Below are 8722 nucleotides of genomic sequence, written 5' to 3' on the forward strand. Positions count from 1 at the left end.
TGCTCCACAGTAACTATTGGAGCAGTAAGGTTTTTACCATACATTTCCGCGAAGCTGTTACTTTCTGGTGCACTCTCACTCTCTTGCTCAGGCACGCATCCGCTCATCATCAATAACGCTCTGTTTTCACTTTGTTTAAAGAGCCGCGCGAACCTGCCAGGCATTATCTGTCCGCTTGGGGTTCGCGCAGGAGGATCAGATGATCAGGGGGCCTTCTGGATCATAGCCGGCTTTGGCGCCGATATGTTCCACCCGCCTTTTCCAGTTGGCACCGAGATAGTAGAAGCGCAGGCTGTCCTGGTCGGTATCGATCTCTTCGATCAAGCGCTGTTTGAGCTGCACCCACTGGGCCGGGTCCACCAGACATTCGAAGACGGAGTATTGGACCCGCTGGCCATAATCCTGACAAGCCTTGGCAACCCGGCGCAAGCGACGGGGGCCATCTGGGGTTTCGGTGCGAACATCATAGGTGATGAGTACCATCATGACAGCTCTCCACTTCAGCGCCAGATGAAGGCGGGATAGGCATCGAGGTCACCACGTAGATAGCGGGCGAAAAGGCGCGCCTGGATATGGGGAATCAGACCAATCTCAAGCTCCTCATCCAGAAAGGGGTGGCGCAACCGATCGGCCTTTCTCTCCTGGTAAGCGACCAGCACCGCCTTGCGGGTCTCATCGTTCATCATCACCGCCCCATCCTCACTGGTTGTGAAGCCTGCCGGTTTGAGTTGACGCCGGTTGATCAGGCTAAGCACCAGTCGATCGACAAGAAAGGCGCGCAACTCCTCCATCAGGTCGAGGGCAAGACCAGGGCGCCCCGGTCGATCACGGTGCAGGTAGCCAACGGCCGGATCAAGACCAACCACCTCCAGCGCGGAGGCTATGTCATGGCGCAACAGGGTGTAGAGGAACGATAGCAACGCATTGAGCGGATCGAGGGGCGGCCGCCGGCTGCGCCCATCGAAACGAAAGGCCGGATCGGAATGGGTTATCAGATCATCGAAGACACCAAAATAGGCGCGGGCTGCAGCGCCTTCGGTGCCACGCAGGCTGTCGAGGCCATCACCCCGCCCCACTACACTGCGCTGTAAGCTGGCCAGATGCGTCACCGCTGCCTGCAACCCTGCGACACCCTCACCATCTGGACGATCACGCAAGGCGCGCTGTAAGACAGTCCGACTGTTGGCGATCTTGGTGGCGACCAGCACCGAGACAATACGAGCCGTGGCTGCATCATCATCAGCCTGGCGATACTGTTCTCGACGCAGCAGCACGTTGCCCGAAACTGGCCCATGCACCCGCGCCAGAAATCGCCCGCGCTTGGTAAGAAAGGCCAAGCCCACCCCACGTTCAGCGCAGAGCCCCATCAACGGCGCACTGGCAGAAACCTGACCAAAGCAGACGATGGCGCCCAGGGTGTGGATCGGCAACCGCAGGCGGGTCTCCTGTTCGATCCGCACCAGCACATTCTCCCGTTCGCGGGCCAGCCACGCGCCCTGGGTGGTGACATAGAGAGTATTGAGCAGTTTTTTCATGGCAGATCGAGCATCCGTTGCAGATAGACGCTGGCCGAGCCATGCCGGGGCATACAGAGCTCAACCAGCGAACAGTGGTCACACTTGGGGCCGGGCTCAGGGGGTGGGGTCTTTCTGGCGGACCAGAGGGTGTGCAGCTGCTCAGCGAGTGCCGCAGTCTGCTCCCGCAACGGCGCATCGATTGGCACCCGCTCCCGGCGGCGCGCCTTGCCGTAGAACATCGCCCCTTCTGAAACCGGTGTGTCAAACATCTCTTCAAGGCAGAGCGCCTGGGCACAGAGCTGGATACGGTCCCAGTCATCGCGCTTGCGCCGCCCCCGCTTATATTCCACGGGATAGGGCCGCCAATACCCCTTCCGACCCGCTAGCCTCGCCCCCTCCTCCGCCTGATGAAACTCCACCACATCAGCGATCCCGCTCAGCCCCAACTGGCGGGAGTGGAGACGCAACGAACGGGCAATATGCAGATCACCCCGGCTCTCCGCCTCACCGCTGTTGGCACGCTGGTGCAGGATCTGCCCCTCAGCGGTGAAGCGGTTCTCCTGCCAGCTCTGCTCCAGGTGGATCAGGGCACACTGGCGCGGGCAGTAGGCCAGGTGTTGTAAGGCCGAGAGGGGCAGCAGGTCGATATCCGTATCACGCACAGGGCTTTACTCCAGAAAAGCTTCTACTTGCAGGCCAGATACTTGCCTCAATTCCCTGCCGTAATAAGTGGCGACGGTCAATCCAAGTGCCAACGCCAGGGCAGCAATCAGCATATCGTTCTCTCCAATAGACAACCTGCTACGCTCAAGGGTTGTCCGCAACACAGCCTAGATATGATCACAAGGCTTTTCGAATGAAATAACTTCTATCGCCCCCAGCAGCAACCCGACCTTCCGCTCCAAGCCGCGCTTGCAAGCCCAGTAACACAACTCGGCGACAAAGATCAGGCTAGTGCAAATCCTTGAACCCTCCAGGTTTGACCACATCGTCAATAGGTTCGCCATCGAACAGCACCCGGTAGCACCTCCTAAGTCCCAATCAAAAGCCGTCGATCTCCTCGGGAACCAGTCCCTCCAGATTGGTCAACTGATAACTGGCATCGGAATTGACTTGCAAGGTGCGATGTACCTTTGCCGATGAGTATTGACCCGATTTGCAGTTATGTTGCCACCAGATCAGCTTCTCTACAGCCATCGACCCTTCGGGCCGGGCGGAGGAGGCATCCCCTTCAAACAGGCGTGGTAGTACCGTCTTGATGGCCTCAGCATCTTCAGTACTGAAGCCTGTGCGCTCGGCCAGTTGTGGATTCATGCTACCGTAGACGACATAAGTGGCACTATCGACGCGATGTTTCATACCCATGGTGTCGGAGGATTTCTTGCTGCCATCCCCTTCTCCACTCACACTTTTAGTGATCTGGGTGCTAGTGATACTGACGGGTTCCACACTAAAGGCGGACTGAATCGATACCGGGCCACGAATGGGGATCGAAACTCCGTCCTTGGCATCGCTCTTGAAAGCAAACAGTTGTCCAAAGGTACGCACGTCGAGCCACTTTTCACATGCGCGACGCGCAGTCTCATCAGGGGTGGTTTTTTTTACGTTAAAGCTATCCTTCCCTAATCCATGTTCATCCGATTCAGCTCTTGCCTTCAGGCTGGGCATTCCATCCGTCTTCTTCTCATCCGACTGCACAAAGATTGCCTGTCCATCACTCTGGAGGCGGTCACGGATCTTGCGTTTGAGACAGACATCGGTGATCTCGCCATACCCCTCATAGTCGGTTCTGGGTCGATTACCATTGAGTGGATCGCCATTAGGATTGGCATTTTTGACAGTGAAGATCACGGCAAAATCTATTTTTTTGGTCAGACTGCTCATTTAGTTGCTCTCCTTGTTTGAATCTGATTGGGTTTGCTTATTGGGAAATTCCAGCCGCTGGCAATGGTAGGCCAGCAGGAACTCACCTGATAATGGCCTTTCACTGGTAAAGTCATCGGTTGCAAAGGCAGCCAATACACGATCCAGCTCCCTTTTGATATCTACCAAAAATTCGGTTCTGGATACCTGTAGTCGCTGCATATAGGGGAGTAGTGCCAACTCAATATTGCGCCAGGTGCTATAGGGACGGTCGGCAAACCGCTGCATCAGCCGAGCTACCGTGGTGGTGCGATTCTCGCCTCCTACCGAAAGCGCAATCTCTTCGATACATTCAGCAATCGCCAATAGCCGGCCATACAGGTAATCACGACTGTGATTGTTCTCTTCTAATGACATGGAGTACTCCTTTCTCAGATTTGGTTTTGGATGGCGCATGAAATAGCCGCGATAGAGGGCACAGGTGATACCCAGATCCTGCTGCCAACGCCAGAAATCGTCGGACTTGTAACTGACCCGATTGCTGACACGGCGAACACAGCTATCCAGTAGATCATGTGGAAATGGTGCCGCATCGATGATGCAGGGCATGATGCGCTCCACGACACTTTTTTTCAGTTCATCCGTCAGAGTGACCCCATAGGCAGTCTCTGCGATATTTCTGGGTGCAGGAGAGCAGATGGGCCAGATGGTCTCTGTCTTTGGCTTTCGATTTCCCGATGCGGGAAGCTCTCTTTTATGGCGCTGATGCCAGGCAAACTCGGAATGCCAACGGGTTAATCGATCAAGGAACTCACTGGCGATCAGTTCCCGGTAGTAGATCACACTCATCCGGCCTGGCGTGGCAGAGTCGATCCCCATCACTACGATATCTTCCGTGGGATTCAACCTGGCCCGATAACCTGCCATGTACTTGTTGAGTTGGCCCGCGAAGGCTGCGCCAAGGTTGCGTGTATGGTCTGGCGCATTATCAGCCTCCGATAGAGGTAGCTCATCCTCAAGCACCAGCTCTTCACTCATCAAATTCCAGCTACTCTCAGTCGGCTTGGGGATCGGCTTGCCCGATACTGCCCATGTCACATACCTTTGCTCTCCGTTATGAAATCCTTGACGCGCGATCAACCAACGCAGTGCATTGTGGGCCTTTTGGGTCGGCATAAAGCCGATGCTGGCTGCTTGGTTACCCTGCTGCTCAATACTCTTTTTTGTATCGGTAAACCGCCCACGAAAAGTAAAGCCAGTCAGGTCATTGGCTGAAATCAGTTTGGCGTTGTCACCTGAGTGGCGGAGCTTTGCTGGATGACTATACGCCACTGATTGCCGCTCTCCACTGATAAAACAGAGGCCTTCCAAACCACCTCGGGAGGTTTCATAGTTAATCCAACTCTGCTGAAGTGACTGATCATCGCAAGTATTTGCATGCGCATCTCCTGCAATCTCAACACTCCATGTCACTAAGGCAGTCCCCTGGTCGGTCAATTTTTTTGTCTTCGGAAGAACCTTGAATATTTTTGGTATCTCTCCTTCTCCTTCCCACTGCTCAAGCAGCAAGCCCTCTTCATCAACAAAGAGCACAGCCGCCTCGATCAAATCTTTAATAACCTCTCCTTGGGAGATATAACGGTAGACGGCTTGTGACTTCGGGTGTGAATACTCAGACTCACACCACTCACAGAGCAGTTGTTGATAGCTATCAAAATCAAACCATTTTTTTCCTCCAAATTTTGGATAATCCTTGGCAACATATTGCAGTTTATCTGCCAAAGGATGGGGAGGAGGTTTGGTTCCACTTCTTCCGGCAGATGCCTCAGTGGCCGGTATAATTATGGGGATCTTCTCCAGTACCTCGGCACGTAAAAAGTTTCCTTCCCCATCGATCACTATCTTGATGTGGGCATTCTGTATGGTGTGGCTAATGGGCATCAGCTTGGCATCACCATCCAGATCCAGCTGCATGGCCGCCTCGTAAGTCTCATACAACTTCGCCATCCAGCTCATCGTTCCAACTCCTCTTGCTCAACCCCCTTGTGAGATTCATTTAATACAAAGGTCTTTGCCTGCATGGGGCGAATAAAGCGCCGCACATCACATTGTGATGGCGCGGGATAGTCGATAACACCACGTCTCATGGTGGCGTGCCAAAAACGACCATGCAACTCATCTTTGCCGGTCTCGTCTGGATAGTCGAAACCGTGAAACATTAGGCCAAATCCCAATTCATCAATCTCATCATAGGCTCCCACTCCTTCACCAAACTCACATGGCTCCACATATCCCTGGCAATCGCGGGTGCCGAGAAAGATATCTTGTCTCCCCCCTTTCTCGATCATCCGTTTGGCAATCGCCAAATGCTTTGGGGCTATACGGTCAACCTCCAGTTCGGGACGGTGGCGGTTCCACTCAAAGTGGGCTTCAACCTGATACTCCACGTCATGCAGGAAGGTGTAGATAGAGAGGTCGTTGCCCGATTTATGATAACGAATCGGCTTCATCCCCTTGGTCTGGGTTCTGAGCGGTTTCACTACCCGCACCCGATCCACTACCCAGATCAGGGTTGGCTTCCAGTAGATCGACTTGATGATGCCCTTGATGGCCTCATAGGTGGGCAGGTGATAGGAGCACTTCTCTCCCCCAACCCGAGTGATGGGATCGGTAAATAGCGCATAACGGCCATGAACCTTGAAACTGATCTTGTTATCCAAGTTGATCCTCCTTAAACATTCAAAAATCCGAGTACTGCAACCTCTTCGGTTGCCACCCCAAATGCTTCGCTGTAATACCGCTCGTCCAGATAGAAGATCCCTTCACCTGGCTGTATCTCATGAATGGCCTCCTGCTCCCTCAGTTTCTGTAAAACATTGGGAAAGAGGTTGACACTATATTTCTGTGCCGCTTTCAACAGTCGATAATACTCTCTGGGGTCGTATTCGATTGAGACACCGCACAAAGCAGCGATAAGCAGTTCCCCTTCACCATAGGGGACAATGATCGCTTCTGTCGGGGCATCAATGGCCTTGAAAGCCTTACCCGCTGTCATGAAGGATTGATTTAACCTTATTAATCGCCCACCCATACTGTTATTTTTATTGTCAGCCAACAGGTTAAGCAGACTTTCCTGTTGCCCCGCTTGCCTGGATGTCAGCGGATAGGACATTACCTTGTCACGACTGAAGAAGTAGTAGTAAAAATATTGGCTCATCACCGGCGGGGTGAGCAGCTCATCGTTACTGAATTCATTAAATATCCTCAGTGCCTGATCGCGTCCCTCCTTGATATCAGCCATCCTGTTGATTGGCTCATCAGCGGGGTTGATGACATGAACCGTTGCCGACTTCAACCTGCCGTTGCGATTACAGCGACCGGCAGACTGGGCAACAGAGTCGAGCCCAGCCAGAAATCGGATCACACTGGCAAAATCGACATCGACCCCTGCCTCCATCAACTGGGTACTGATACAGACCACTGGCTTGTCATCATCGAGCCGTTTTCTGATCTTGCCTAGTAGCTCCTTACGATGGGCAGGACACTGGTGAGTGCTGAGGTGAAAGAGTGTATCGGTATCACTTATCTGCTCACGGCACAGTTGGTAGAGCCGTTTTGCCCACCCCTTGGTATTGACGATCACCAGACAGTTACCCTGTTCGGAAAACTGTTCTAGAATGAGATCCCTGATCTCTTCGGCGCTCCAGCCCTTGTCTCTCACCCGATTGCTGATATCAACCCGTTTTAACTCCGCAAACAGTTGTGAAAGATCACCGGCCAGCTCATTTTCCGGCGGTATCGACAGCCCCCCCTTTTCGGGGGTACGCAGCTGATTGAGTAGCGGCTGGGTGGCGGTACAAAGCAGGGCGGTGGTGCGGGTATAGGTGGTCAGGAAGTTAATTGCATTACAGAATAGGTGGGTGCAGTTGACCGGCAGGGTTTGGATCTCGTCGAAGACAATAACGCTGTTGGCAAGCTGGTGCATGCGGCGCGCCCCACGGGTACCGCCACTGAACAGGGCTTCCAGGAACTGCACCATGGTCGTCAGCACGATTGGCGCATCCCAGTTTTCGGCAGCCAGTTTGCTGTGCCATGTCTGCTGCTCGGGTTCCAGATTGGAGTGATGTTCCAGAACCCAGGGACGCGCATCACTACCACACTCAATTAGCTCACGAATCGCCTCGGCATTCTGTTCAATGATGGAGGTGTAGGGGATCACATAGATGATCCGGTCCAGTTTATGGGTTTTGGCGTGGTGCAGCGCATAGCGGAGGCTGGCGTAGGTCTTGCCGCCGCCGGTCGGTACGGTGAGGCTGTAGATGCCCTGTGGCTCCTCTGCACGTTGACGACAACGGTCGGAGATATCCCGCCTGATCTCATCGATCCGGTTGCGAACGGGTAATTCATTCAACGCCGCCTCCGTGCGGTTGATGGCAACCTCCCATTCGATGGGGGCGTTGTTGCGTAATCCTTGGTTCTCAGGATGTTCGAAGTCGGCACTGTTGATACGGTCTGCATCAATCAGGGCGCTGAACAGAAAGCGGGTAAACATGCCAACATAGAAGTGTTTGATGGTCTCAGAGATCGATTGCCCGTGCTGCTTACCTGCTCCTAATTGTTGTAACTTGCCAAGCATTGCCATCAGCAGCGGTCTATCTGCCAAGCGTTCTAAGTGCTTGAGATAGTCGGTGGCGGCCTTACTCTGACATTCACTCAGATGAGTATCCTGGTCGGGTTTGTCGATACGGCGCTTAAACCCATCCTCCCCTTCCGGCTTCAGGCAGTCGATCAACCCACTATGATGTGACGCAAGGCAGGTTGCCAATATCTGGGCACAAAATCTGCCCCGATCCCCATAGCGCCCCAGCCGCTGCCACACCCACTGCGCTCCGGCAGTTGAGTGGTCGATCTTCCCTTTTTGAGTTCTAAAGTCAGAAAAGTAATCGGCATCAGGATCAATCATTCCGGTTGCCGACTGGATATACCCCTGAAACTTGGCGCTGTACTTGCCGACATCGTGCAGCAGCCCTAATAACTCTCCTACTTCGGACAGCCCGATCTTCGCGGTGATACTGGCAGCGATGGCAGCAGTTTCTTCCAAGTGCGTCTCTAATAACTGGAGTTTTCCATCGCTGCTGCGTCGGTGAGCAATGATATGACTGTGGTTAGAATGGCTATTATCCATCGAATTATTCTGCCAACTCTCAATGATATGATTGGTTCTTCCGTCAGGCATATTTGTATGAATGTCTTCCGGCAAATACGGCAACCCGCTCAATATGTACCTAGCGCACGCAGACGCTGATCACCGACCGCAGAATCGGGGTTCCGATTCATCGGGC

The 8722-nt window shown here is 53.6% G+C and carries 7 protein-coding genes; all 7 read right to left on the reverse strand.

Going from position 1 to position 8722, the window contains the following annotated elements; genetic code table 11:
- Window positions 1-195: 195 nt before the first annotated feature.
- The 7 genes from cas2 to RIFP1SYM_RS14675 all read right to left on the reverse strand — a co-directional run bounded on the left by cas2 (window position 196) and on the right by RIFP1SYM_RS14675 (window position 8565).
- Window positions 196-486 carry a CRISPR-associated endonuclease Cas2 gene (cas2, locus tag RIFP1SYM_RS14645; RefSeq protein WP_005966185.1) on the reverse strand — a complete coding sequence of 97 codons (291 nt, stop codon included), beginning with the start codon at window positions 484-486 and terminating at the stop codon, window positions 196-198.
- Window positions 487-500: 14 nt separating this feature from the next.
- Window positions 501-1535 (reverse strand): type I-C CRISPR-associated endonuclease Cas1c, encoded by a 1035-nt coding sequence (cas1c, locus tag RIFP1SYM_RS14650; protein ID WP_005966186.1) that lies wholly within the window; start codon window positions 1533-1535, stop codon window positions 501-503.
- Window positions 1532-2179 (reverse strand): CRISPR-associated protein Cas4, encoded by a 648-nt coding sequence (cas4, locus tag RIFP1SYM_RS14655; RefSeq protein ID WP_005966188.1) that lies wholly within the window; start codon window positions 2177-2179, stop codon window positions 1532-1534. Before cas4 ends, cas1c begins: the two co-directional genes overlap by 4 nt.
- Window positions 2180-2558: 379 nt before the next feature.
- On the reverse strand, window positions 2559-3401 hold the full coding sequence (gene cas7c / locus RIFP1SYM_RS14660; protein ID WP_005966189.1) for a type I-C CRISPR-associated protein Cas7/Csd2: 843 nt from the start codon (window positions 3399-3401) through the stop codon (window positions 2559-2561).
- The gene (cas8c, locus tag RIFP1SYM_RS14665) at window positions 3402-5396 is read right to left on the reverse strand and encodes a type I-C CRISPR-associated protein Cas8c/Csd1 (protein ID WP_005966190.1); all 1995 of its coding nucleotides are present in this window, start codon (window positions 5394-5396) and stop codon (window positions 3402-3404) included. It lies immediately after the preceding gene.
- Window positions 5393-6100: a type I-C CRISPR-associated protein Cas5c gene (gene cas5c, locus RIFP1SYM_RS14670; protein WP_005966191.1), complete on the reverse strand. Its 708-nt coding sequence runs from the start codon at window positions 6098-6100 to the stop codon at window positions 5393-5395. The genes cas8c and cas5c overlap by 4 nt, the downstream gene beginning before the upstream one ends.
- 11 nt (window positions 6101-6111) lie before the next feature.
- Entirely contained in the window at window positions 6112-8565 is a 2454-nt protein-coding gene (locus RIFP1SYM_RS14675; RefSeq protein ID WP_039960642.1) for a CRISPR-associated helicase/endonuclease Cas3, read from the reverse strand.
- Window positions 8566-8722 lie beyond the last annotated feature (157 nt).

It is taken from the genome of endosymbiont of Riftia pachyptila (vent Ph05) (assembly GCF_000224455.1).
GTDB lineage: Bacteria > Pseudomonadota > Gammaproteobacteria > Chromatiales > Chromatiaceae > Endoriftia > Endoriftia persephonae.